The sequence below is a fragment of the Desertimonas flava genome (assembly GCF_003426815.1).
GTDB classification, from domain to species: Bacteria; Actinomycetota; Acidimicrobiia; order Acidimicrobiales; family Ilumatobacteraceae; genus Desertimonas; species Desertimonas flava.
The window spans coordinates 61849-85081 of sequence record NZ_QKYK01000022.1; the positions used below are offsets into that span (position 1 = coordinate 61849).

The 23233-nt window shown below is 70.5% G+C and carries 20 protein-coding genes; 3 read left to right on the forward strand and 17 right to left on the reverse strand.

The genetic code is table 11. From position 1 onward, the window contains the following. Positions 1-42 precede the first annotated feature (42 nt). From DN771_RS20860 to DN771_RS20925, 14 genes are all read right to left on the reverse strand, one after another. Entirely contained in the window at positions 43-972 is a 930-nt protein-coding gene (locus tag DN771_RS20860) for a DUF1028 domain-containing protein (RefSeq protein WP_116999493.1), read from the reverse strand. Continuing rightward, positions 969-1796 (reverse strand): alpha/beta fold hydrolase, encoded by an 828-nt coding sequence (locus tag DN771_RS20865; RefSeq protein ID WP_116999494.1) that lies wholly within the window; start codon positions 1794-1796, stop codon positions 969-971. Before DN771_RS20865 ends, DN771_RS20860 begins: the two co-directional genes overlap by 4 nt. A gap of 25 nt (positions 1797-1821) precedes the next feature. Next, positions 1822-2145 (reverse strand): hypothetical protein, encoded by a 324-nt coding sequence (locus tag DN771_RS20870; protein ID WP_116999495.1) that lies wholly within the window; start codon positions 2143-2145, stop codon positions 1822-1824. A 27-nt stretch (positions 2146-2172) separates the two neighbouring features. Then, positions 2173-3159, reverse strand: coding sequence for an LLM class flavin-dependent oxidoreductase (locus DN771_RS20875; RefSeq protein WP_116999496.1), 987 nt, complete (start codon positions 3157-3159; stop codon positions 2173-2175). Then, on the reverse strand, positions 3159-4262 hold the full coding sequence (locus DN771_RS20880) for a branched-chain amino acid ABC transporter permease (RefSeq protein WP_116999497.1): 1104 nt from the start codon (positions 4260-4262) through the stop codon (positions 3159-3161). Before DN771_RS20880 ends, DN771_RS20875 begins: the two co-directional genes overlap by 1 nt. Continuing rightward, a complete protein-coding gene (locus DN771_RS20885) occupies positions 4259-5140 on the reverse strand; it encodes a branched-chain amino acid ABC transporter permease (protein WP_116999498.1) in 882 nt (293 codons plus the stop codon). The genes DN771_RS20880 and DN771_RS20885 overlap by 4 nt, the downstream gene beginning before the upstream one ends. Next, positions 5137-5901 carry an ABC transporter ATP-binding protein gene (locus tag DN771_RS20890; RefSeq protein ID WP_116999499.1) on the reverse strand — a complete coding sequence of 255 codons (765 nt, stop codon included), beginning with the start codon at positions 5899-5901 and terminating at the stop codon, positions 5137-5139. The genes DN771_RS20885 and DN771_RS20890 overlap by 4 nt, the downstream gene beginning before the upstream one ends. Continuing rightward, a complete protein-coding gene (locus DN771_RS20895) occupies positions 5894-6667 on the reverse strand; it encodes an ABC transporter ATP-binding protein (RefSeq protein WP_116999523.1) in 774 nt (257 codons plus the stop codon). Before DN771_RS20895 ends, DN771_RS20890 begins: the two co-directional genes overlap by 8 nt. 45 nt (positions 6668-6712) lie before the next feature. Continuing rightward, entirely contained in the window at positions 6713-7936 is a 1224-nt protein-coding gene (locus DN771_RS20900) for an ABC transporter substrate-binding protein (protein ID WP_116999500.1), read from the reverse strand. An 84-nt stretch (positions 7937-8020) separates the two neighbouring features. Further along, positions 8021-9580 carry a hydantoinase/oxoprolinase N-terminal domain-containing protein gene (locus DN771_RS20905; protein WP_116999501.1) on the reverse strand — a complete coding sequence of 520 codons (1560 nt, stop codon included), beginning with the start codon at positions 9578-9580 and terminating at the stop codon, positions 8021-8023. After that, entirely contained in the window at positions 9564-10655 is a 1092-nt protein-coding gene (locus tag DN771_RS20910; protein ID WP_116999524.1) for a DUF917 domain-containing protein, read from the reverse strand. Before DN771_RS20910 ends, DN771_RS20905 begins: the two co-directional genes overlap by 17 nt. Positions 10656-10731: 76 nt before the next feature. Continuing rightward, a complete protein-coding gene (locus DN771_RS20915; protein WP_116999502.1) occupies positions 10732-13044 on the reverse strand; it encodes a xanthine dehydrogenase family protein molybdopterin-binding subunit in 2313 nt (770 codons plus the stop codon). After that, positions 13041-13508: a (2Fe-2S)-binding protein gene (locus DN771_RS20920; RefSeq protein ID WP_116999503.1), complete on the reverse strand. Its 468-nt coding sequence runs from the start codon at positions 13506-13508 to the stop codon at positions 13041-13043. Before DN771_RS20920 ends, DN771_RS20915 begins: the two co-directional genes overlap by 4 nt. Further along, the gene (locus tag DN771_RS20925) at positions 13505-14428 is read right to left on the reverse strand and encodes an FAD binding domain-containing protein (RefSeq protein WP_162942209.1); all 924 of its coding nucleotides are present in this window, start codon (positions 14426-14428) and stop codon (positions 13505-13507) included. The genes DN771_RS20920 and DN771_RS20925 overlap by 4 nt, the downstream gene beginning before the upstream one ends. Positions 14429-14630: 202 nt before the next feature. Here DN771_RS20925 and DN771_RS20930 point away from each other — a divergent pair, with 202 nt between their 5' ends. Continuing rightward, positions 14631-16142 carry a PucR family transcriptional regulator gene (locus DN771_RS20930; RefSeq protein ID WP_162942210.1) on the forward strand — a complete coding sequence of 504 codons (1512 nt, stop codon included), beginning with the start codon at positions 14631-14633 and terminating at the stop codon, positions 16140-16142. Between the two features lie 92 nt (positions 16143-16234). Here DN771_RS20930 and DN771_RS20935 read toward each other — a convergent pair whose 3' ends face one another. Beyond that, positions 16235-17218 (reverse strand): LLM class flavin-dependent oxidoreductase, encoded by a 984-nt coding sequence (locus DN771_RS20935; protein ID WP_205528689.1) that lies wholly within the window; start codon positions 17216-17218, stop codon positions 16235-16237. Continuing rightward, positions 17215-17634 carry a Rid family hydrolase gene (locus tag DN771_RS20940; protein WP_116999506.1) on the reverse strand — a complete coding sequence of 140 codons (420 nt, stop codon included), beginning with the start codon at positions 17632-17634 and terminating at the stop codon, positions 17215-17217. The genes DN771_RS20935 and DN771_RS20940 overlap by 4 nt, the downstream gene beginning before the upstream one ends. A gap of 154 nt (positions 17635-17788) precedes the next feature. On the opposite strand from DN771_RS20940, the gene DN771_RS20945 reads away from it, so the two are divergent. Beyond that, on the forward strand, positions 17789-19804 hold the full coding sequence (locus tag DN771_RS20945) for an alpha/beta hydrolase family protein (protein WP_116999507.1): 2016 nt from the start codon (positions 17789-17791) through the stop codon (positions 19802-19804). Here DN771_RS20945 and DN771_RS20950 read toward each other — a convergent pair. Beyond that, the gene (locus tag DN771_RS20950) at positions 19772-21436 is read right to left on the reverse strand and encodes a DUF885 family protein (RefSeq protein ID WP_116999508.1); all 1665 of its coding nucleotides are present in this window, start codon (positions 21434-21436) and stop codon (positions 19772-19774) included. The genes DN771_RS20945 and DN771_RS20950 overlap by 33 nt on opposite strands. Positions 21437-21602: 166 nt before the next feature. Here DN771_RS20950 and DN771_RS20955 point away from each other — a divergent pair, with 166 nt between their 5' ends. Beyond that, positions 21603-23204 carry an ABC transporter substrate-binding protein gene (locus tag DN771_RS20955; protein WP_162942211.1) on the forward strand — a complete coding sequence of 534 codons (1602 nt, stop codon included), beginning with the start codon at positions 21603-21605 and terminating at the stop codon, positions 23202-23204. The last annotated feature ends 29 nt before the right edge of the window (positions 23205-23233 follow it).

Sequence of the window (23233 nt, forward strand, 5' to 3'; positions counted from 1 at the left end):
GGATGTTGGTGTAAATGGAACGGACGAGACGGCGTCGGGAGCTCAACCCGGGAGCAGGCGCGCGAGGTCGAGGGCGTCGAACGGCCAGCTGCCGGCGTCGCCGAGTGCCCGCACGAGTTGGTTCAGCGACGGCAGGTGGGCACCGGCGAAGGCGAACGTGGACCGGGCGAGATCGTCGTGGCCGAAGCGGGCGTACAGCACGCCGAGCCACACCGACGGTTCGACGTTGGCGGTCCCGAACCAGCGTTGCGCCGACGAGAGCACATGGACGGCGTCGGCCACCGCCCCGGCGTCGGCGGTCGGCTCGCCGACGAGCAGGCCCTCGGCATTGAGCAGGTCGATGAGCCCGCCGAACGCGGCCTGCGTGTCGACGAGGCGGCGGAGTTCGACGAGCGGCTGCGGATGGTCGTCCACGCGCAGGTCGAGCACCGTCTGCTGGCCGAGCGGGAGGCCGGTCGCGCCGCGGACGATCTTGACGGCGGCGCTCTGCTGGCCACGGAGGTCACCGCCGGCGGCCTGCGCTGCGTCCAGCGCCGCCAACAATCGGCGGACGAGCGGTTCGCTCGATGTGGCGGCAAAAGCCGTCGCCATCGCCTCCCACACCGCGGGCGACGTCACCAGGTTGGCCTGCACGCTGAACCCGTCTCCGGCAACGTGGCCGGCGGCGGCGATGCAGGCCGTTCCCGTGTAGGCGGCCACCTCACCGGCAGCCGAGACGATGGCCACCTGGCGCCGTTCGCGACCGTCGTCGGCATCCTGGACTGCCGCCAGCGCGTCGGCAGGCCCGTCGCCGCTCGCCAGTCGCCGCAGGCCCGCGACGCCGTAGCTCAGGTCGACGATCGACTGCGTGGCGATGGCCCCGACGCCCGCCTCGGCGAACGGCACGACGCTACCGGCCGCGAAGAAGTGCGACTGGACGGCCACACCGAGCTCCCCCGTCGACGGGTCCCGAGCGACGATCGAGTACGTCATCCGCCGGACCCCACCGACGAGTCGACCGACGCGAGGAACGCCCGCAGCACGTCGGCGAGCAGCTCCGGTGATTCGAGCATCGGCAGGTGCCCGATGCCGGGTAGCAGGGTCTGGACCGAGCCGAGGATGCGAGCGGCCTCCAGCCCAAGCGCCGGCGTGCACGTGGCGTCGTGCTCACCGGTGATCACGATCGACGGACACTCGACACGCGCCGCCAACTCGCGGGCATCGGACGTGATGGTGGCCAACCACACCTGCTTCACCGTCGCCACGTCGTTGGGGTTCGACAGGTCGAGTCCACGATCGATCACCGACTGCGGCGTTCCGGGGGCGAACGTGAGGTTCGGGAACACCTGCTCGAACGTGCCACGCACGCCGTGCTCGTCGAAGACCCTCAGCACCTCCTCGACATCGGCGCCCTCGAACCACAGGGATGCACCGACGAGGCCGATCGAACGCACCCTTCCGGGGTTGCGGGCGGCCAGGCTGGCACTGAGCGGCCCGCCGAGGCTGCCGCCCACCACGTGGGCGACGGCGTCGGGCAGGATGGCGTCGAACACGGCCTGGCAGTCGTCGGTCCACTCCTCCAGCCCGTAGGGACCGACGGAATCGGAGGCACCGTGCGACCGCATGTCGAGCATGACGCAGTCGCGCTCGGGCAGCCGGTCGACCACGTCGGTCCAGATCAGCCCTTGCATGTTGATCGGATGGATGAAGAACACCGGCGGGACGTCCGGCTGGGTGCCCGGCCGTCGCCAGACCCGCAAGCGGCCGACGGGTCCGTCGACGAAGCTCTCCTGGTAGTTGGCGGGGAGATAGCTCATGGCGCGGCTCGGCTCGTCACACCCGTCAGCGCACGACGGAGCCGACGGCGGCCTCGAACGGGCCGATGTGCGAGGCGAACCCCTCGAACAACTCCGGCGGCGAGCCGGCGACGTCGGCCTGGTAGTCGGCGAGGCTCGACACCTCCATGATCTCGATGTAGTCGTAGCCGGGGAGGCCGACCCCCTCGAGCACTGTCTCGGGCGACAGCCGCACGACGCGGTAGTCGGTGGTGCACGGCCATGCCATCACCGACGGGATGTCGACGTCACGAACCCACTGTTCGTATTCGTCGCGGCGGCTGGGGTCGGCCAGCTTGGTGAGGAAGAAGAGGATCTGCGGCTCGGACATGGGTGACTCCAATCGGGTGCGGTGGCGTCAGAACGCCGGCAGGACTTCGGCGGCGGTGAGGGCGATCATCGACTCGCCGGCCGACGCCGGGTACGGCGCGAGCACCACCGAGGTGGCCCCGGCGTCGAGGAAGGGACGGATCTGGGCGACGCAGTCGGCAGGTGTGCCGGCGATGGCGAAGATGTCGAGCCACTCGTCGGGCATGTGCTCGGTGACCGCCTCGAGGCCGCCAGACTCGATCAGCTCGCTCAGCCGGTCGTTGATGCCGTAGGGCTCGGTCATCGCGCTCGGGCCGATGGCGAAGAGGTAGAACGCCACACCCACGCGGGCAGCGGCCCGGGCCGCGGCGCCGTCGGTGTCGACGTGGTAGATGACGAACGTCGGCAGCGCGTGGGCGTCGGGGTCGCGACCCGATCGGGCGGCGCCGACGGCCACCTGCTCCTTCACCCGCTCGAGGTACTTCGGCGCCGCGATGACGGACATGATCGTGCCGTCGGCGATCTCGCCGGAGAGCTCCACCGACTTCGGGCCGATGACTCCGGTGTACAGCGGGACGTCGGACGCCGCCGGGTGCACCAGGGCGACGTCACGGAACGTGAACAGGCCACCCTCGCTCGACAAGGTCTCGCCGGCGAGCAGGCCGCGCACCGACTCCACCGTCTGGCGCAGGGCGCCGAGCGGAGACTTCGGGTAGAGGCCCATCTGCTGCGTCCACAGCGGCAGGCCGTGGCCGATGCCGGTGAGCAACCGACCGGGGTAGGCGCCGGCGAGCGTGGCGACCTCCATGGCTGTCACGGCGGGATGGCGAACGACCGCCGACAGGATCCCGACGCCGACCTGGATCTGCTCGGTCGCCTCCAGGGCGATCGCCGCGCTGGCGATGCCGCCGAGGAAGAAGTAGTCCTCGCTCAGCCACACCGAGCCGAAGCCGGACGCTTCGATCTGCTTGGCGAGCCTGCTGATGTTGCCCGGCGCGGTCTCGCCGTGCAGCATCATGCCGATGGGGTTGCTCATTACGAATCTCCTGATGTGGAAACGGGTGTCTCGGATGAGGACGGTGAGGACGCGGGCGGGGTGGAGCGGCGGCGCTTCCACAGGCGGTCGATCTCGACCGGCCCGACGATGCCGGTGGGCCGGCGCAACAGGATGACGACGAGGATCGCCCCGAGGATCATCCGCTGCAGGCCGGGGCGGGCCGGGATGTCGGCGAGGCCGAGGAGATCCCCGCCTTCGATCCGGCGCAGCATCTCGGCGAGCACGGACACCACCAGCGAGCCGACGACCGCTCCGGTGAGCGAGTCGACGCCGCCGACGACGAGCATCGTGATGACGAGGAACGTCGTGTCGAGGTAGAAGACGTCGGGGCCGATCGAGCCGAGGAAGAGGGCGAACATGGCGCCGCCGATGCCGGTGAAGAATGCGCTGAGCACGAAGGCAGCACCGCGCTGGAGCGGGGTGTTGACACCGATCGACGCCGCCGCCACCTCGTCGGACTTCGAGGCCCGGAGCCGCTTGCCGAACGACGATGACTGGTAGGCCCAGGCGCACACGATCACGACGGCGGCCCACCCCAGCGCGCTGGCGAGGGTGGTGTGGATCGGGATCGACGACAGGCTCTTCTTGCCGCGGGTCACCGCCTCCCAGTTGCTCATCACGACACGGGCGCTGATCAGCAGCGACACCGTGGCGATGCCCGCCGCCAGTCCGCTGATGCGGGACAGCGGCACGACCACGACGAGGGCGACGGCCGCGGCGATCAGGCCGGCGACGATGACCGCGGGGATGGCGTCGAGCGACACGGCATGGATCACGCCGGGAGCGTCGGGAACGAGCTGTTCCTTGAGCGACCGCGGCATGACCAGCAGTCCGGCCGCGTACCCACCGACGGCGGCGAAGCAGAGGTGGCCGAACGACGTGATGCCGGAGTTGCCGGAGAAGATGTACAGGGCCACGACCAGCACGAGGTTGATCAGGCCGACGATCACGATGCGGTCGGTCGACGCTGGGCCGAGCGAGGCCAGGAGGGCGACGACCACCACGATGGCGACGAGGCCGGTCGGCACCGACACCCACGACGTGAAGCGTGCCCACCGGTTGGAGGCGGGATGGTCGCTCATACCCTGGCCCCCGATCCGCGGCTCACGATGCCCTGAGGGCGCACCACCAGCAGGACGAACACCGCCAGGAACAAGAAGGCATCCCGATAGGGCCGGAGGGGCAACGGCAGGAACCGCTGCAGCAGCTGGCTGGCGATGCCGAGGGCGAATCCCCCGATGACCGCCCCCTTGAGCGAGTCGAGGCCACCGGCCACCGCTGCGATCAATCCGAACAGCACGGCGCTGAGACCGAACGTCGGGGTCACCTGACCACTCGTGCCGAGCAGCAGGACGGCCACGGCGGCGGCAAGGACGCCGCTGATGGCGAAGGCCAGGCTGATCACCTTGTTCGCCCGCACGCCGAGCAGCCGCGAAGTGGTGAAGTCCTCGGCGGCCGCCCGCATCTGCAGGCCGATGGTCGTCTTCGCCAGCAAGAGGGAGAGGGCGGTCAGCAGCACCAGCGTGACGACGAGCGTGACGAGGTTGATGCGCGGGATGTAGACGTCACCGATCGTGAGGCTGTTGCGCAGCCACGGCGACACCGTGGTGGAGCGGGGCAGCGAGCCGAACGCGAACTCGGCGACGGCGGCGATCACGAAGCTGACGGCGAACGAGGTGATCAGCAGCGTGGTCGGGCTGGCCCCGCGGGCCCCGCGGAACGCCACGAGCTCGAGCAGCACGGCGAGCGCCACGCACACGGCGACCGTGGCGATCACGCGCAGGACGAGGGGCCATGATCCGGTCAGCACCATCGTGTAGCCGCCGGCGAGGATGAGGCTGTAGTGAGCGAAGTTGATCAGCCGCATGATCCCGAACACGACGGAGATGCCGAGCGCGTAGAGGGCGTACATGCTGCCGAGGTTCAGTGCGTTGACGAGGTCTTGCACGATGGAGGTCACGGGCGACTCGCTTCCGTCGCGAAGGCGGGGTCGTCGGAGTCGGCGCCGAGATAGTCGTCGGTCAGCGCGCCGCTCGCCAACACGTCGGCGCTGGACCCGCTGCGGACCACGCGCCCCGTGCGCAGCACGTAGGCCCGGTCGGCCAGGGCGACGGCGCGTGATGCGTTCTGCTCGACGAGAAGCACGGTCGTGCCCTGCTCGCGGAGTTCGGCGACGATCTCGAAGACGAGGTCGACCATCCGGGGGGCCAGGCCGAGCGACGGCTCGTCGAGCAGCAGGAGCTTGGGCCGGCTCACGAGGGCCCTGGCGATGGCGAGCTGCTGCTGCTCACCGCCCGAGAGCAGCCCGGCCGCTTGGCGGAGTCGCTGGCGGAGGATCGGCATGCGGTCGAGCTGGGCCTCGACGTCGCTCGCCGCGGCGGCTCGATCGCGGCGGATCGTGATGCCGAGCCGCAGGTTCTCCTCGACGCTCAGCGAGGCGAAGATGTTGCGGCTCTCGGGGACGAGTGCGATACCGGCGCGGATGATGTCTTCAGGGGCGACGCCGGCGACCGAACGGCCGCCGAACTCGATCGTGCCGCCCTGGGCCCGGGTCAGCCCGGCAATGGCGGCCAGCGTCGACGTCTTGCCGGCGCCGTTCGGGCCGACCAGGGCGACGAGTTCGCCGGAAGCGACGTCGAGGTCGATGCCGCGCACGGCGTGGATCGGTCCGTAGGCGACGCGGAGGCCGCGCACGGTGAGGGCGGGGTCGAGGTCAGCCATGGGCGACTCGTGAGGCGGTCGACTCGTGCGTCGCCGAGCCCAGATAGGCCTCGATCACGGCCGGGTCGGTACGTACGTCGTGGACCGAACCGACGGCGAGGGTCGTTCCGTAGTTGATGACGTGCAGCCGGTCGCACAGACGCATGATCAAGCGCATGTCGTGCTCGATCACCATGAGCCCGCAACCGAACGCGGACGGGATCGACCTCAGCTGTTCGAGCAGCTCGTCGCTCTCGTTCTCGTCGAGGCCGGCGGCCGGCTCGTCGAGCAGCACGTAGCGCGGTGACGCGACGAGAACGCGGGCGATGCCGAGCCGGCGCTCGAGCCCGTAGGGCAGCGAGCCAGCCGGACGGTCGGCCTCGGCCGCCAGGTCGAAGCACTGGAGCACGTGGCGGGCTTCGGCCCGGGCGGCGGATCGGCGCAGGCCGAGCCCCAGTCCCGTCACCTCCACGTTCTCGGCCACCGTCATGTCCTTGAAGAGGCGGACGTTCTGGAACGTGCGGCGCAGCCCGGCGCGGGCCCGTCGCCGGGGGATCCAACCGGTGGCGTCGACGCCGTCGAACTCGAGCCGGCCGCCGCACGCCTGGAATCCGGTGAGCGAGTTGACGAGCGTGGTCTTGCCGGCCCCGTTGGGACCGATCAGGCCGAGGATCTCGTCGTCGCGTACGACGAGATCCACGTCGTCGACCGCACGGAGCCCGGCGAAGGCGACGCTGAGCGCGGTCGCGCGCAGCTCGCGCGTCGATCGGTCAGTGGTGTCGGTCATCATGGGGCTCCGTGCGGTCGAACTTGGTGAACGGTCAGGCCGGGGTCAGCAGGGATCGCCGCCGGCGACAGCTTCGACCGAGCGCTCCTCGGCCACCTGGGGCTGTCCGTCGACGTACTCGAGGATGAGCAGCGGGCGACCGCTCGGGATGTGGCACTCCGCCGTGTAGGTGGTGGGCCCGATCAGCAGCTCCTCGTCGGTGAACTGGTCGAGCTCGGCGGCCACGGCCTCGGTCTCGATCGTGCCGGCCCGCTCCACGGCGAGGGCGATCGCCTCGACGCTGGCGTATCCCGACAGCGGGTAGTTCGAGTTGGTGGCCGGCTCGCCGGTCAGCTCCTCCAGCCGGCGGAAGAACTCGTTGCGCTCCTCCACGGGGTCGTCGCCGTAGATCGACGCCGTCGCCGGGATGAAGAAGTCGGAGACGTCCGGGATGGCCTCCACCCAGTACACGCCGTCGAAGGCCTGCGCGCCGTAGATCGGGACGTCGAGGCCGGCGGTGCGCAGCTGCACCAGTGCCGTCGGGCCCTGGGGCGGGAGGCTGGCGAGGATGATGGCGTCGGCGCCACTCGACTGGATGCCGGCGATCTGGGCGGCGATCGACTCGTCGTCGCTGGAGAACACGTCCTGACCGGCGAGCTCGAACCCGAGCTCTTCCCAGCGGGCGATGAAGGTCTCGCCGACCGACTGGGTGTACTCGAGCGTCTGGTCGATGAGCACGTACGGCGCCTCGATGCCGTGGTCAGCCGCGAGCTCGGCGATGATCGAACCCTCGACGGGCGAGCTGTGGTACGTGTTGTACGTCAGCGGGCCGATGCCCTCGAAGCCGAAGAGCGGGCCCCCGGCGCAGCCGATGGCGATGATGTTGTTCTCGTTGGCGACCCGGGCGGCCGGACCGCCGACGTCGAAGTCGCACGACGGAACGAGGAAATTGGCGCCGGCCTCGAGCACCTCGAGGGCCGACGTCTGGATCTTGGCGAAGTCGGTCTCGTTGTTGGACGTGACGATCTCGACCGGGCGGCCGAGCAGACCACCGCTCGCGTTGATGTCGGCGACCGCCATCTCCATGCCCTGCAGCACGGCGAGGTCGAACACCGACATGAAGCCCGTGTAACCCGCCGAGTGGCCGAAGATGATCGGCTCACCCTCGGGGGCCGCGGCTTCTTCCTCGGGGGCGTCCGTGCTGGCCGCCGCCGTGGTCGCTGCTGCCGTGATCGTCGTCAGGGCGATGCCGGCTACGGCAAGCCGGCGAACGTGTGGGATTTTGAGCACTGCGCTACTCCTGTGTGGTGATGGATTGGGTGGCGGTTGGTGGGTGGAACGGATTCAGAACGGGCCGAGTCAGACCATGCCGATTCAGACCATGCCGAGGGGGCCGGCGGCCTTGGCCCGGATGCGGATGACCGGCTCGGTGAGGTAGGCCATCGGCACCTCGTCGAGCTCGACGATCTCGACCCGGGCGGGGTCGGCCCCGGCGCTGATCGCCTCGTCGCACGCCGCCTTCGTCGCCTCGTCCACCACCTCGGCCCGCGTCCGGCCGGCGAGCTTGAAGACCTTGTCGACCTGACCCGACACCGACGCGATGGCCGCACCGATGGCGTTGGCGACGTCGTAGTGGTCGGGACGCACCACCTCGGAAGTACCGGCGATGCGGTCGGGTAGCAGGATGCTGCCTCCTCCCACGGCGATGAGGGGCACTTCGCCGCGGGACGTCTTGATCGCATCGGTCGCCAGGGCGACCAGTTCGTCGGCGATCGCCAGACCCTTGGTGAGCAGCTCGCGCTCGGCGTGGGCCGCCGTGCTCTCGAGCTCCAGGCGCCCGGCCACCACCGCGGCGTCGGTCAGAGTCGGTGTCGTCCCACCGAACGACAGCCCCTCGCGGGTCAAGCGGTAGCCCACGCTGTCGGGGCCGATCCGCACGTCGTCGCGGTCACGGTGCACCACGGTTCCGCCGCCGACCGCGATGCTCACGAGGTCGGGCATCCGGAAGTTGGTGCGCACGCCGCCGATGTCGACGGGCGTCGTCGACTCTCGGGGGAACCCGTTCATCAGCACGCCGACGTCGCTCGACGTCCCACCGACGTCGACGACGATCGCGTCGGACACGTCGGTGAGGTAGCCGGCGCCGCGCATGCTGTTGGCAGGCCCGCTGCCGATGGTGAGCACCGGGTGGCGCAGCACGTAGTCGAGCCCCATCAACGTGCCGTCGTTCTGGGTGAGGAACGCCACGGCGTCGAGGCCGTTGCGCTCCAGCGCCCGGTTGAGACCACCGACCACCTTGCGGGCGACGCCGACGAGCGCGGCGTTGAGCACGCACGCGTTCTCCCGTTCGAGGAGGCCGAGGGCACCGATCTCGTGCGACAGCGAGATCGGCACGTCGCCGAGCCGCGTGCGGACGAAGTCGGCGACCTCGAGCTCGTGCGTGGGATCGACCGGCGAGAACACGCCGCTGACGGCGATGGCGTCGACGGAGCCCGCCAGCTTGTCGAGGAACGGCCCGAGGTCCGTCGTGTCGAGGGCGACGAGGGGCTGGCCGGTCAGCTCGCTGCCGCCGGGGATGACGATCTCGCCGACCGACACCACCTTGCGGAGGTCGGCGGGCCAGTCGCTGAGCGGCGGGATCGAGCGTGTGGCCGGGGCCCCGACACGGATCACGCCGACGCGGTAGAGGTCGCGACGCTCGAGGATGGCGTTGGTGGCGTGCGTCGTGCCGAGCATCACGTGGGTGATGCGGCTGGCCGGCTGGGCGAGTTGGCCGATGACCGTTTCCAGCGCCGTGGCGATGCCCGACGTGAGGTCGGCGGTGGTCGGCGTCTTGAACCGGGCGAGCAGGTGGTTGTCGTTGTCGAGCACGGCGGCGTCGGTGTTCGTGCCGCCGACGTCGATCCCGACCCTGAGGTCAACCGATGCGGGCATGAGCCACCTCGACGGGGATGTAATCGACGTCGTAGCCGAAGGCGCGAGGGCCGACGACGTCGAGGCCGGCCGGCGTGCGCCACTGCTCCGGTGCCCGGAACGCCGCGATCACCACGCGCTGGCCGTAGCGGATCTGTTCGGTCACGATGCCGTGCGCCGTATAACGGTCGAGCAGCGTGATGATGTCGGGGACGGTGGCCAGCGCCTCGCCGTCCTCGAGCACGATGAGGTTCTCGTTCTGGAACTCGATGCGAGCGAGCCGGCCGCGGTCGCCCTCGATGCCTTCCACGATCGCCGAGCCGCGGACGAAGCCACCGGCCGTGTGCCGCTCGACGTCGACCACCTTGCCGGTCATCAGCGGGTACAGCGCCACGGCCCGGTCGAGCTCGCGCAGCGGCTCGTCGCCGGCGTTGCGGATGACCGAACCGATGTGAATGGCGTCCGAGACGGTGCGCGGGATGAGTGGCGTGCGGGCGACGGCCGCCGTCATCGGGTAGATCCCCGAGCAGGCGCATCCACCGAGCGTCGACACCGCCGTGCGGGCGAGCCGTTCGAACCACACGTTGTCGGCCGGCTCGAAGAGGATCGCCTGCGACCGCTCGTCGACGACCACACCCGGCCACGCCGGGATGCCGTACAGGTGCGGCGTGCACATCTGCAGCTCGGGGAACGCCCGGCCCATCAGGTCGCCGTCCACCATCGGCAGGCCCGTCGTCGCCGACCAGGCCACCGGGAGCACGCCGTTGAGCCCGCCCATCTCCAACGGCATCAACGCCGAGACCGGTTTGCCGAGGCGCGTGGCGATCGTGTCGCAGATGACCGCGCTCTCCAACCCGCTCGGGATCTTCTCGATCATCACGGTCGGCGCGCCGATCATCCCGGCGGGAACGATCAGCTCCTCGTCGTCGAGATCGTCGAGCTCGATGAGCCGGACCGGACCGTTGTTGCGGATGGCGTTGAGGGCCATCAGCAGGCCGACGCGTGGGTCTCCGCCCCCGCCGCCGGCGAGCACGGTGCAGCCGACGGCGAGGTCGATGAGCTCCTGCTCACCGATTTCCGTCAGGTGTCGGCTCATGTCGGTACCTCGGTCCACGGGCACTGCCCGGGGCTGGAGAACCGGAAATCGATGAATCTCATGTGTCCTTGGGGAGTCAGGCCAGGCCGTCGATGACATCGAGGACGTGGTCGGGGGTGATGGGAAGGTGGTTGAACTTGTGGCCGACGGCGTCGGTCACGGCGTTGGCGATGGCCGCGGCGACGAACACGGCGGGCGGCTCGGCCGCGCCGCGGGCTCCGAACGGGCCCTCGGCAGCGGGGTGCTCGAGCAGGTGGAACTCGACCTCGGGGATGTCCACGGCGAGCGGCAGGCGGTAGTTCTCGAGCGTGCGCTCCACGTAGCGGCAGTCATCGCCGATCCGGAGGTTCTCGTAGAGGGCCAGGCCGATGCCCTGGGTGACGCCGCCCTGCACCTGGCCGCGGATGCCGTTGGGGCTGATGACCCGACCGACCTCCTGCACGACGATGTAGCGCAGGACCCGGACGCCACCGGTGACCGGGTCGATCTCGACCACGGCGAGATGCACGTGGTACGTCGGTGTGGCCATGGCGGTGAACATGACGCCCGACCCGCAACCGGGGTCGTAGGCGATCGGCGGCGAGGTGTACGAGCTGGTCGCCGTGATCTGTCCCACCGTCCACAACGCCGAGGCCGCGGCATCGGCCACCGAGATCGACCGGGACGGGGTGCCGATGACACGGATCTCGCCGTCGACGATCTCGAGGTCGGCCGGATTCGACTCCATCGCGTTGGCCGCGGCGTCGAGCAGCTGCCGCTTGGCCTCGATGGCGGCGTCGCGTGCGGCGCGGCCCACGATGTGTGTGGTGCGGCTGCCCTGCGAGCCGGCGTCGAACCCGTTGATGTCGGTGTCGGGCATGCTCGTGGTCACGTCATCGGGCGAGATGCCGAGTTCGGCGGCGACGATCTGACGAACGCCGAGCGCCATCGCGCCCGACCCGTTCTCCGTCGCTCCGGTGATCACCTGCGCGGTGCCGTCCTCGCACAACCGGACGGTGGCCTGGCCCGGCATCGGGTTCGTCATCCAGACGCCCGATGCGATGCCGACGCCCTGCCACGGGCCGAGCTCGCCGACGAGCTGTTCCCACGGCGCGACCTCCTCCAGCTTGGCGTAGGCCTCGCCGAGGATGTCGGCCTCTTCGAGGATCTGACCCGACCGACTCGCCACGCCGCTGCGGATCAGTCGCTGCAGCCGGAACTCACGCCGATCCTCGCCGAGCGCCGTGGCGATCGAGTCCGTGTGCCGTTCGAGCGCGTGGTAGAGGTAGGTGCCACCGACACCGCGGAACGCACCGGTCGGGGCGGTGTTCGTGTACCACAGGCGCGAGATGACGCGAACGGGGCCATCGACGGTGTAAGACGCCGCGGCGAGATGCAACGGCAGCGAGGCGAGCCACGGCATCTCCGTGCTGTAGGAGCCGTTGTCCATGTCGACGCGCATCTCACGGGCGGTCATCCGGCCGTCGGCGTCGAGAGCCGTCCGCATCGTCACCACCGCGTTCTCGCGGCAGGGGCACAGCAGGAGGTCCTCCTCCCGGGTGTACACGAGCTTCACGGGGCGGCCGCAACGCCGGGCGGCGAACGCTGCGAGGGGTTCGGGGCCGGCATCGAGCTTGGCCCCGAAGCCGCCACCGATCGTGCGGCCGATGATGCGAACGTCGGACGGGCGCACGCCGAGGTATTGCGCGACACGGTCACGCACGTTGAACGGGAACTGGACGGACGTGTGGATCGTGTAACGGCCGTCGGCGTACGTCGCGACGGCGGCCTTGGGCTCGAGGTAGGCCTGGTACTGACGGTCGGTGCTGAAGGAGTCCTCCACGACGAGCGCGGCGCCGGCGAAGGCCTCGTCCACGCCGGGCGGGTCGGCCACCATCTCGGCGGCGAGGTTGCCGCCGCGGGGGAAGTCCGTGCCGCCGGTCGGCGCGTAGTCGGCCCAGTCGGGGTGGATGACCCGAGCCGTCCCGGTGGCGGCCGCGGCGAGATCGACCCCTTCGAGCGGCTCGATGTCCATCTCGATCAGGTCGGCGGCCGCTCGGGCGATCGCCAGCGTGTCGGCGACCACGAGGGCGATGGCCTCCCCTTCGAAGCGCACCTCTTCGGCGGCGAACAGCTGCTGATCGCGCACCACCCACCCGGCTCGGGTGTCGGGCTGGTCGGCGGCCGTGTACACGCCGCGAACCCCGGGCAGTTTCGTCGCGGCATCGATGTCGACGCCCAGCAGTCGGCCGGCGGGGACCGGCGAGCGCCGCACGACGGCGTGCAGCATTCCCGTCTCGAGGTGATCGACGGCGTAGACGGCGTCGCCCACCACCTTGCTCACCGCATCCGAGCGGTGCAGCGGCTGGCCGATCAGGCTCGGCGGCGGGCTCACGGCAGCGATCGTCATGACGCCCTCCCGTCACGGACTCGCACGGCCGCTTCGACGATTTGGGCGTAGCCGGTGCAGCGGCAGATGTTGCCGGCGAGGGCGGTCTTGATGTCGTCGTCGGTCGGTGCCGGCGCCTCCTCCAACAGGGCGTGCAGCGTGAGCACGAACCCGGGTGTGCAGAACCCGCACTGCACGCCGCCGGCCTCGACGAAGGCCTGCTGAATCGGGGCCAGGGCGCCGTCGACGGCAAGCCCCTCGATCGTCGTGATGGATCGGCCGTCGCAGCCCGCCGCCGGATAGATGCACGAGTCGACCGGTTCGCCGTCGACGAGCACGGTGCACGACCCGCACTCTCCTTCGGCACACCCTTCCTTCGTGCCGCGGAGGAGGAGTCGCTCGCGGATCGACTCGAGCAGCGTCTCGGTGGGCTCGACGTCGAGCACCTGCGCCACGCCGTTGACGGTCAGGCTGATGGTGTTCACAGAGTCTGCCCCTTGTCGGTCACGGTGGCGGCCTGCGCCACGGCGTCGGCGACGGCGCGGGCGAGCAGGCGCGGGATCAGTTGGGTGCGGTACCGGGCGGTGCCGCGGCGGTCGTCGATGGGACTTGCCGCGGCCACCGCGGCGTGTCCGGCGGTGCTCAGCACCTCCCGCGTCGGGGCATTGCCCACGAGCGCCACTTCGGCGTCGACGGCGCGGAACGGCTTCGGGCCGCAGGCACCGATTGCGATGCGGGCGTCGGTGATGATGTCGTCGTCACCGACCACGACCCGCACAGCCATCGACGCGATCGAGATCTCCATCGCCGCTCGGCGGCCCACCTTCAGGAACGTGCTGGCGGTGCGCCCGGCCGGGATCGGGACGTCGACCGCCGTGATGAGCTCACCGGGCAGGAGCGCCGTTGCTCGCCGCCCGGTGATGAACTCGAGGACCGGCATCGAACGCTCGGCGTCACCGGACCTCACGACCACCTGCGCGTCGTAGACGGCCAGCGGCGGCACGAGGTCTGCGGCGGGCGAGGCGTTGGCGATGTTGCCGCCGATGGTGCCGACGGTCTGGGTCTGGCGTCCGCCGACGAGCCCGGCCGCCCGGACGAGCGCCGGAAGGGCATCGGCCAGCCGCGCCGACCCGGTGATCATCCGATGGGTCGTCGTGGTGCCCAGCCGCACCGACGGCCCGGTGGAGGTCTCGTGCTCGGCGATGCCGGCGAGTTCGGCCAGCCGACCCAGCGACACCAGGACTCCGGGCGCCAGCTCGCCTCGTCGCAGCTGGAGCATGAGATCCGTCCCGCCGGCGATCGCCCGAGCCACGTCGCCGTGCTCGGTGAGGACCGCAAGGGCTTCGTCGAGCGACGTCGCGGTGACGAACGCTGCGGCAGGCCTGAGCACCGTTGCAGACGTCATGCGCTCGGCTGTGGGGTGGTGGGCAACATCGGTCGGCCGGTCGGCATGCGCCGAAGGTACGGAAGGCCGACTGGGCAGCCAATGGACGAACTGCCGAAAATGGCCGAAATGCGGTGCGTCACGCACAGTTGTTTCTTGGGTGTTACGTGTGCCGTCCGGGTCGAAGTGCACAAATACCGACCCCGTAGTATCCGCTCTGCACATGACCGGCCTCGATCGCATCCTCGACGTCACCAACCACGGCGACCGGGCCACGGCGGAGTTTCTCGCGGGGCACGCGGGCGTCGACGTGGCGGAAGTTCAACTCGCCGCACAGTTCTCCGACGTCGACGAGGCGCGAACGCGGTCGCTGCTCGTGTTCGACCGCGATCTCTCCCAGATCTGCGGCACCTATCGATTCGACATCGCCGTACGACGGGCCGTCAGCCGAAACGTGGCGGGCGTCGTCGTGTTCGTCTCGGACCGCTCGAAGATCTCGCAGACCGCAGTCGCCATCGCCCGTAAGACGAACACGGCTCTGATCCGGCTCGACGCCAGCACCGACGTGAGCTCGCTCGTGCAGGCGATGGCGCGTCGCGCGACCGATGAACTCCATCTCACCGTCGACCGAGCCAGGGAGGCAGCTCGGGCGATCGGCCAGCTCGACCGACAGGCCCGCACGGTCGACGACCTGATCGAGCTGACCTCCGTGTTTCTCGGGCGATCGATCGAGCTCCGGCGTCGCGGCGAGGCCCTCAACATCGGGGCCATCGCCGTTCCGGCCGTCGTGACCGATGCCGGTGGCGACTGGCTCACGGTGATGCCGATCGGCCAGGACGACGCCGATCTGCTCGAGCTGGTGCTGTGGCGCCTCGCCGCTGAGGTGAGCCGCGTCACGTTCGAGGCCGGGCACAGCCGGAGCGCCAAGCGTCAGTCCTCGGCGGAAGTGCTGCTGCAGCTGCTCGACGCCGACCGGGCGACACGGGTCGATCTCGTCGCGCCGGCGCGGCGGGTCGGCATCCAGCCCGAGGGATGGCACGCCATCGCCCGTTTCGAGTTCGACAACCTCCACACCCTCGTCGCCGACGAGGCCGAGTCGTACAGCACGCGTGAGCGGCTGGCGACGCTGGCCCTCGACACCATGCTCGGCCGGGTCTCGTCGTGCCACGTGGCCCACGACCCGAAGATGCTCGTGGTGCTGTGGACCGACGACCACGCTCCCGCGGCAGAGGACGGCCTCGCCCTGCATCGCTCGATGGTCGAACTGTCGAGCGCCATGGCCGACGCCGTGCCCGGTCTCCGCTACTTCGCCGGCGTCGGCACGATGCGAGCCGAACTCTCCGGCCTGGCGATGAGCGCGACCGAGGCCCGCCTCGCGGCGTCGGCGGCCCGCAGCCGCCGTCGCGTCAATTACCCGACCAGCTTCGACGCTCTCGGCCTCCAACAGACCTTGGTGGAGTGGTACGGGTCGCCGACCGTACGTGAATCCGCCGATTCACTGTTGGCTCCATTGCGCGACCTCACGGGACAGAAGAGCGCGGCGTTGACCGAAACCCTGTGCACCTACCTCGACGAGCAGGGATCGGTGGCCAACACCGCCACTCGCCTGCATCTGCACCGCAACGCCGTCCGATATCGCGTCCGCCAGGCGTTCGAACTGCTGGATGTCGACCCCGACGACCCCGACCAACGCCTCTTCCTCCACCTCGCCCTCCGCGCCGAACGCGGCCGGTGAGATGGTCCCCCGCATTCTCTCACCGCGCCCGCCACAGACTTCCTGTACTGAAAATTGCTCGTCTGTGAGAAGGAATCAGTACAGGAACTCGATCAGGTGATCGCCGGGAGGACGGAGCGGCCCAGGGTGTCGACGGCGGCGAGGAGGTCGGCGCCGAGCGGCGGCCCGAACGACAGGTGCTCGACACCGGTTGCCATCAGCGATTCGCAGCGCTCGATCACGTCGGTGGGCGTGCCGGCGATGCCGAGTCGCAGCATCTGCGGCGTGACCAGACGGCGCGCCGCGTCGATGCCGTGCTCCTGGAGGGCGAGCTGGATCGGCACGAAGTCGTCCAGGCTCAGTCCGGCGCGTTCGAGGAGGTAGGGCGCGAACGAGGCGCCGTAGTAGGCGATCTTCTCGGCCAGGGCGGCGCGGGCGGCGTCGCGATCGTCGTCGACCGAGACCCAGATACACGCGGCCACGTCGATGCCGGCCGGGTCGCGCCCAGCGGCCTCGGCGCCGGCGACGATCTGAGCACGAGCCGTGGGGAAGTGTTCCGGCGGGAACAGCAGCGGCAAGGCGCCGTCGGCGACCTCGCCGGCGACGGCGAGCATCCGCGGGCTCATCGCGCCCAGGTAGATCGGCACCGGAGACGCGTCGAAGCGCAGGTAGTCGAGTGACGTGCCCTCCCGCTCGCCGGCGAGCAGCGCCCGGATGCGGGTCACCGCATCGCGGGTGCGGGCGACCGGCTGCGGACGATCGAGGCCGGCCCAGCCGAGGAACTCCTCGGCGCCGGCGCCCAGGCCGAGCAGGAACCGGCCGGCGGATGCCTCGTCGAGGGTGGCCGCCATCATGGCGATCTCCACGGGATGCACGGAGTAGGGGTTCATGATCCCCACGCCGAGCCCGATGCGCTCGGTCGCCGACGCCGCGGCGGTCAGGAGTACCGGGGCCGATCGCAGGTACAGGTCGTTGGACACCCAGATCTGGTCGAAGCCGGCCGCCTCGGCCCGGCGGGCCAGGGCGACGAACTCGGCGACGGTGAGGTCGTTGTTGAGCCGAAGGCTGGTGCGCAGCGGCCGGGCGGACCCGGTCACGACTGCCCTGCGGTCTCGTCGTTGTCGGCCGACCCCACCACGGCCTCGACCTCGACCTCGACGAGCAGGCCCACACCGACGAGGGCGGCGACGAACAGCGTGGTGTTCGCCGGCTGCACGTCGCCGAGCATCTCCTGATGCGCCCGCGCGGCGGCCTTCCAGTCGGCTCCGGGCACCAGGTACACCCGCGTCCGGATCACGTCGCCGACGGCACCGCCGAGCGCCTCGACCGCCGCCAGCGAGCGGGTCAACGCCTCGCGGGTCTGGCCGTAGACGTCGCCGGGATGCAGCGGCGAACCGTCGGGGGCCGATGCCGTCGTGCCGCTCACCGCGATGTGACAGCCGGTGCGGGCGGCGCGGGCGTATCCCGCCAGGGCCTGCCACTCGGTGGCGTCGAGGTATCGCTCGGAGCTCATCGTCGGGTCGCCTCCATCAACGGGCACAGCCACCGGCAGCCCTGGGTCGGAAACGGGCGTCACGGTAACATCACGCTCGCTCCGGACCGGGATCGCCGAGCCGTCCGCGGGCCGCACCACACGACCCGTCAGGCCGGCGACGAACGGAGCGCCGATGGCCAAGACCCCCGTGGAGATCTCAGACCTCGATCGATTCGCTGAGATCCCAGAGGTCGCCATCAGCGCCGACGGACGGCTGGTCGCCGCCGTCACGGCCACCCCGGACGGCATCACCAACCGCTACCGCCGCGACCTCGTCGTCGTGCCGGCGACCGGTGATCACTCCCCCGTCGCCGTGCCGCCGGCCGAACCCGGTCGCACGCGGACGCCGCGCTGGTCGCCGGTCGGAACTCGCTTGGCGATGGTGGTCGACAGCCCCAACGGTGGAGAGGTCCGGGTCTGGGATGCCGACGATTCGAGCGCGAGCGCGATCACGGTCGTCGCCGGATGGCCCGACCCGATCGAGGAGCTCGTGTGGTCTCCCGACGGACAGCGGCTGCTCTTCGTCGTGCGCGAGCCGGTCGACCGCGGGTTCTACGAGATCCCCGAGGACCGCCGGCCCCCTCGTCGCCTCACCGAACTGGGCTACCGCGAGGACGGGATCGGCTGGCTCGTCGACCGCCCCCGCCAGGCCTACCTCGTCGAGCCGGGCGCCGAGCCACGGAAGCTGAGCATCGGCGGCTTCGACGACGCCGAGTTCTCGTGGCACCCCGACGGCACCCGCGTGTACTTCGTGTCGCGACGGCACGAGGGCCGTCACCGGGCGCCGACCAACGCGGTCTACACGCAGGCCATCGACGGCGGCGAACCGACGGCCGTCACCGACGCAGCCGTCGCCTACGGCCAACCGCTGCCGTCACCCTCGGGCAACCTGATCGCCGTCACGGTGACCGACATCGCCCACTACCCCGCCACGACGCACCTCGCCGTGCTCGACCCGGCCAGCGGATCCGTGACCGACCTGTCGCACGTCCTCGACCGCGACTGCCACGGCGAGACCGCCGTCTGGCGCGGCGACGAGGCGATCGACGTGATCGTCGACTCCGAGGGCTTCAGCGGCATCGTCCGCTTCGACGTCACCGCACCCGGCCAATACCGAGACGTCCTCGCCGTCGACCAGCGCCGGATCACCGCCTTCGACACCGTCGTCGGCGCCTCCGGAGTGACCACCGCCTTCGTCGTCTCCGGCGTCGCCGATCCGCCGGCGCTGCGCGTGCTCACGAGTGACGCCGAACCCGCCGGCATCGGCGCGGTCGACGCCGTGACTCCCAACGCCGGGTTGGCCGAGTCGCGCGATCTGCGGGTGCCCACGCATGCTGCGGTCGCCACGGCGCCCGGCGTCGAGATCGACTCGTGGCTCGCCCTCCCCGATGGCGACCGATGGGCCGGGCCGCACCCGCTCGTCGTGTGGCTGCAGGGCGGCGGCACGCAGTTCGGCGGGCAGTGGTCGCACGAGCTGCAGCTGCTGCTCAGCGCCGGGTACGCCGTGGTGTTCCTCAACCCGCGCGGCTCGGCCGGCTACGGCACGGCGTGGATGCGGGCGGTGTCGGGCCGGCGCGCCGAACAGCCGGGGTCGGGCTGGGGCGTCGACGACATCGCCGACGTCGCCGCAGTGGTGCGCGCCACCCTCGATCGCAACCCCCAGCTCGACGCGGCCCGCGTCGGCGTGATGGGCGGCTCGTACGGCGGCCTCGTCACCACCCACCTGCTCGCCCAGACCGACCTGTTCGCCGCCGGATGGGCCGAGCGAGGCCCGTACAACCTGTACAGCGACGCCGGGACGATGGACGAGTCGCCGTGGTTCTTCGAGGCCTACCTCGGCGGCGACCACCTCACCGACCCCGAGTCGTACTGGCTGGCGTCACCGCTGCGGCTCGTCGAGGGGATCACCGCGCCGCTGGCCATCGTCCATTCCGAGCAGGACTACCGCTGCCCGATCGGCCAGGCCGAGGAGCTGTTCATGGCGCTCAAGCTCCGTGACCGCACCGTGGAGATGATCCGCTTCCCCGGCGAAGGCCACGGCCTCACCCGCAACGGCAGCCCGGTGCACCGGGCCCAGCGCCTCGAGCTGCTCCTCGAGTGGTTCGGGCGGTGGCTGTCACCCGTGACGAGCGACGCCGCTGCGTCGTAGCTCCCCGATCCGCTCGAGGTCGCTCGGGTCGTCGAGCAGCTCCCAGCGCTGCAGCGAGAACGGCACGTTGCCGTCGAGCCACACGCGGTCGTGGAACGCCTGGAGGTCGAACCCGTCGGCCCGGGCGGCGTCGTTCAGCAGGCCCAGCAGTTGGGTCTTGCCGATCTGGTACGACATCGCCAGTCCGGGCGTCGAGGCGAAGAACGCCGCCTCTTCGCGGGCCGTTGCGGCGTCCATCGGCACCTCGCGTTCGAGGAAGGCACCCGCCTCGGCGATCGTCATCGAGCCGCGGGCGAGATGGACGTCGACCACCACGCGAAGTGCTCGCAGGCGCATGAAGTTGTAGATGACCTCGCGGCTGCGGGGGTTGTCGTCGAACAGGCCCGAGGCGAGCATCATCTCCTCGTTGTAGAAGGCGACCCCCTCGTTGGCCGTCGAGTCGTAGTAGTGACGCCGAACGGGGCGGGGGTGGGCCCACGACAGCACGAGCTGCTGGTAGTGGACGCCTTCGTGGACGATCCCGAGGCGCGGGTCGTGGGCGTTGGCGGCGTAGAAGTAGGGCAGGTCGGGGCCGGGAGGCGGGAAGAATGCCGAGCCGTTCTGGTCCAGCCGGCTGGGACCGGTGAGGTCGTCGGCGACGCCGAGCCAGGTGATCGGCGCGACGTGGTCGGGCAGCGGGTGGGTGTTGTAGTGGCGCATCCAGTCGGGCTGCGACAGAAGGCCGCGCTCCTCGTAGAAGCGCCGGATGCCGAGCTCCATCTCGGCCTGAGCGGCCGCCTGCTCGGCGCCGGTGGAGAACACGGGCGGAGGCTTGGACCGTCCGGGTGTGCCGTTGCGGCGCCGTTCGAGCAGCTCGAAGGCCGCCGCCCGGTCGGCCTCGTGCCGCCCGATGGCCAGCAGTTCGTCGGTGGTGAACGGCAAAAGCGCGACGTCGGTGAGGAACCACTGGAAGTCGTCGTCGCCGACCGGGGTCCAACGCACGAAGCCCTCGGCGCTCGCCGTGATCCAGTCGCGGTAGCCGCCGAGGGCCACCGCCGCCGCGGCGCCGGCCGCGCGCAGGCTGTCGATGTCGGCCGGCGTGAGCCCCGGGGTGTCGAGCCGGCACAGCGCGTCGACCATCCGGGCGACGTCGTCCTCGACGGTGGCCAGCTCGCCGGCGGCGAGCGCGGCGAACTCGGAGACGGCCGTGCCGGCGACGTTGGCCCGCCCGTCGTCGAGGATCTTCGGTGTCGACGCCAGGTGCCGTGTGATGTCACGAATCCGCCCGGCGTCGACCTCGACCGGCGTCAGCAGGTCGTACACGCACCCCAGCGACTGGTGCACGTAGAACCCCGGGTGCCGCGCCCACATCCGCAACACGTCGGATTCCCACCGGACGCGGGCCATGGCCGACCGCAGCAGCAGGTGGTCGACGCGGTCGGCGACGGCGCCGTCAGGGCCGGGATCGAGGATCTCGAGCCGTTGCTCGAACTCGAGCAACGCCGCGGCGTGGTCGGCGCGGGCCGGCGCCGAGAAGTCGGGGATCCACCCCGCCGGGCGCTCGAGGCGGGGGATGTCGTCGTGACTGCGGGGCTGCTGGCCCGCCCTCCACGTCCAGAAGTCGGCGCACAGGTCGTCAAGCGATGTGGACACCGGGCCAGCATCGCACCGCTCCGCGCCGATCGGGGACTTCGCCCCGACCGCCTGACTTCCACTAGCCTCCGCGCTCGCGCCCGTGGACCCCCATCAGCGGATTCGCTCCACAGACACGACCTACAGCGAAGGGATCGGCATGCGACAGATGCAAGGGAATCGACCCATGGGCCAGTGGCGGCGCTCGCGCCGCGGTGTGCTCGCGGTGGCGGCGGCACTCACGCTCGGTGCGACCGTAGCCGCCACCAGCGTGTCGGCCAGCGCGCCGGAACCGGCCGGTGGCACGCTGACGGTCGACACCAGCTTCATCCTCCAGAGCCTCGACCCGGCGCGCACGGTGACGCCGACGATGACGATCGCCACCCGGGCGATGTACGACACGCTGCTCCGGGCGAGCGGCGAGGACACGACGCCGCAGCCGTCGGTCGCCGAGTCGTTCGAGGCGTCCGAGGACGCCACGGTGTACACGTTCCACCTGCGCGACGACGTGGTGTTCGCCGACGGCACGCCGCTCACCAGCGCCGACGTCGTCTGGTCGTTCAACCGTCTCGCCAACCTCCAGCTCGGCGGCTCGTACCTGATCACTGGTATCACGCCGTCGGCCCCCGACGACCACACCGTCGTGCTCACGTCGGAGACGCCGAACCCGGCGATCCCGGTGATCGTGGCGACGCCGGCGTTCGCCATCTTGAACTCGGCGCTGGTCACCGAGAACGGCGGCACCGACGCCAGCGATGCCCCCGAGGCGGACTCCTCCGAGACATGGTTCAACTCGAACTCGGCCGGGTCGGGACCGTACGTGCTCGAGTCGTACCAGACCGACGACACCGTCATCCTCGCCCGCAACCCGAACTGGTGGGGCGAGACGCTGCCCGACTGGGACCGTGTCGTCATCCGCAACATGCCGGCGGCCACGCAGCTGTTGAACGTGCAGCGGGGCCAGTTCGAGATCGCCATCGACCTGTCGGCCACGCAGGCGCAGTCGCTCGAGGGCAACTCGGACGTCACGGTGCGGGCCAACGAGTCGCCCAACCTGTTCCGGGTGCAGATGAACATGGACGAGGCGGCGTCGGCCACCTCGTCGAACCCACACATCCAGGAGGCCGTGCGCTACGCCATCAACTACGAGGCGATGGTGCAGCTCGGCGGCGTCGGCTCGGTGCAGGCCGCCGGTCTGCTGCCGACGGTGGTCGCCGGTTCCCTGCCGATCGAGGAGGCGACCCAGCAGGACGTCGAGCGGGCCCAGGCCGCGGTCGAGGCGTCGGGCATCGAGGATCCGTCGCTCACGATGTCGTACCCGAGCGACATCAACGTCAACGGCATCCAGTTCGCCACGTTCGCCCAGCGCGTGGCCGCCGACCTCGAAGAGGTGGGCATCAGCGTCGAACTCGAGGCCCTCCCCGTGACGACCTACCTCGACGAGTGGCGCACCGGTCTGATGGAGATGACCCTCACCTACAGCTACCCGGACTTCATGGACCCGACGAGCTTCGCCGGCTACCTGCCCGGTGGCTCTGACGCCGTCCGGGCCGGCTGGCAGGAAGGTGCCGACCCCGAGCTCGAGGCGCTCGGCGCCGAGATGTCGGCCACGGTCGACGACGCCGAGCGGGCCAGCCTGGCCCAGGACATCCAGCGCCGGCTCAACGAGGCGGGCCCGTACATGCCGCTGCTCCAGACGGCCCAGGCGATCGTCAGCACGAACGACCTCACCAACGTCGTGCTCGACCCGAGCTGGACCCTCGACGTGGCGGCCGTCGAGGCCGCCTGAGGGCCACGAACGCCACCACGACCACTGAG

Excerpts from the sequence above, each read along its gene's own strand:
- DN771_RS20875 (WP_116999496.1), bottom strand. The coding sequence starts at position 3,159 with ATGAGCAACCCCATCGGCATGATGCTGCACGGCGAGACCGCGCCGGGC.
- DN771_RS20870 (WP_116999495.1), bottom strand. The coding sequence starts at position 2,145 with ATGTCCGAGCCGCAGATCCTCTTCTTCCTCACCAAGCTGGCCGACCCC.
- DN771_RS20865 (WP_116999494.1), bottom strand. The coding sequence starts at position 1,796 with ATGAGCTATCTCCCCGCCAACTACCAGGAGAGCTTCGTCGACGGACCC.
- DN771_RS20890 (WP_116999499.1), bottom strand. The coding sequence starts at position 5,901 with ATGGCTGACCTCGACCCCGCCCTCACCGTGCGCGGCCTCCGCGTCGCC.
- DN771_RS20860 (WP_116999493.1), bottom strand. The coding sequence starts at position 972 with ATGACGTACTCGATCGTCGCTCGGGACCCGTCGACGGGGGAGCTCGGT.
- DN771_RS20925 (WP_162942209.1), bottom strand. The coding sequence starts at position 14,428 with ATGACGTCTGCAACGGTGCTCAGGCCTGCCGCAGCGTTCGTCACCGCG.
- DN771_RS20895 (WP_116999523.1), bottom strand. The coding sequence starts at position 6,667 with ATGACCGACACCACTGACCGATCGACGCGCGAGCTGCGCGCGACCGCG.
- DN771_RS20880 (WP_116999497.1), bottom strand. The coding sequence starts at position 4,262 with ATGAGCGACCATCCCGCCTCCAACCGGTGGGCACGCTTCACGTCGTGG.
- DN771_RS20910 (WP_116999524.1), bottom strand. The coding sequence starts at position 10,655 with ATGAGCCGACACCTGACGGAAATCGGTGAGCAGGAGCTCATCGACCTC.
- DN771_RS20915 (WP_116999502.1), bottom strand. The coding sequence starts at position 13,044 with ATGACGATCGCTGCCGTGAGCCCGCCGCCGAGCCTGATCGGCCAGCCG.
- DN771_RS20940 (WP_116999506.1), bottom strand. The coding sequence starts at position 17,634 with ATGAGCTCCGAGCGATACCTCGACGCCACCGAGTGGCAGGCCCTGGCG.
- DN771_RS20930 (WP_162942210.1), top strand. The coding sequence starts at position 14,631 with ATGACCGGCCTCGATCGCATCCTCGACGTCACCAACCACGGCGACCGG.
- DN771_RS20955 (WP_162942211.1), top strand. The coding sequence starts at position 21,603 with ATGGGCCAGTGGCGGCGCTCGCGCCGCGGTGTGCTCGCGGTGGCGGCG.
- DN771_RS20905 (WP_116999501.1), bottom strand. The coding sequence starts at position 9,580 with ATGCCCGCATCGGTTGACCTCAGGGTCGGGATCGACGTCGGCGGCACG.
- DN771_RS20945 (WP_116999507.1), top strand. The coding sequence starts at position 17,789 with ATGGCCAAGACCCCCGTGGAGATCTCAGACCTCGATCGATTCGCTGAG.